Annotated in this window: 1 protein-coding gene; it reads right to left on the reverse strand. The window is 67.9% G+C overall.

All coding sequences use genetic code 11. From position 1 onward, the window contains the following. Window positions 1-487 precede the first annotated feature (487 nt). Window positions 488-982: a ribosomal protein S18-alanine N-acetyltransferase gene (gene rimI, locus A7A76_RS14155; RefSeq protein ID WP_206411792.1), complete on the reverse strand. Its 495-nt coding sequence runs from the start codon at window positions 980-982 to the stop codon at window positions 488-490. Window positions 983-1,017 lie beyond the last annotated feature (35 nt).

Consider the following 1,017-nt stretch of genomic DNA (forward strand, 5'->3'; position numbering starts at 1 on the left):
CGCCGCGTCTGCCCCAAATCGTCATGCCCGCGAAGGCGGGCATCCAGAGACTTCAGAGTCATGCCTCGATAAAGCCCTGGATTCCCGCCTTCGCGGGAATGACGGTAGGTGGGTCTCGCCGCGTCGGCCCCAAATCGTCATGCCCGCGAAGGCGGGCATCCAGAGACCTCAGAGTCATGCCTCGATAAAGCCCTGGATTCCCGCTTTCGCGGGAATGGCGGTAGGTGGGTTTCGCCGCGTCTGCCCCAAATCGTCATGCCCGCGAAGGCGGGCATCCAGAGACTTCAGAGTCATGTCTCGATAAAGCCCTGGATTCCCGCTTTCGCGGGAATGACGGTAGGTGGGTTTCGCCGCGTCTGCCCCAAATCGTCATGCCCGCGAAGGCGGGCATCCAGAGACTTCAGAGTTATGCCTCGATAAAGCCCTGGATTCACGCCTTCGCGGGAATGACGACAGGCGGGTTTCGCGACACCCCAGCCCCAACCGCCTATCCCTCGCCCAGCAACTCGATCGCCATCACCAACGCATCCTCGCGCCCGCCGCGTGCCGGGTAATAGCGCGGGCGCCGGCCGATCTCGTTGAAGCCTTCGCTGTGGTACAGCGCGATCGCGCCGGGGTTGGACGGGCGCACTTCCAGGAACACCCGTTCGGCGCCGCGGCCGCGGGCGATGCTCAGCAGCGCGCGCAGCAGCCGGCGGCCGTGGCCGCAGCCGTGCGCTTCGGGCGCGACGCAGACGTTGAGCACGTGCGCCTCGCCGGCGGCCACGCTCATCAGGAAATAGCCCAGGACCCGGCCGTCCTCGATCAGCACCCACGACGGATAGTCCGCGCGCAGGCAGTCGCGGAAGATGCCCGGGGTCCAGGGGAATTCGTAGGCGCGGATCTCGATGGCGTGGACGGCGTCGAGGTCGTCCTCGCGCATCGGCCGCAGCGCGGTCGGCGCGGCGGCAGTGTCGTCGCGGTCCGGCGCCAGCGCGCTCATCCGTGCGGCCCTCGCCCGCTGCCGCGGCGCAGCGC

The sequence above is a fragment of the Lysobacter enzymogenes genome (genome assembly GCF_017168095.1).
Lineage (GTDB): Bacteria > Pseudomonadota > Gammaproteobacteria > Xanthomonadales > Xanthomonadaceae > Lysobacter > Lysobacter enzymogenes_D.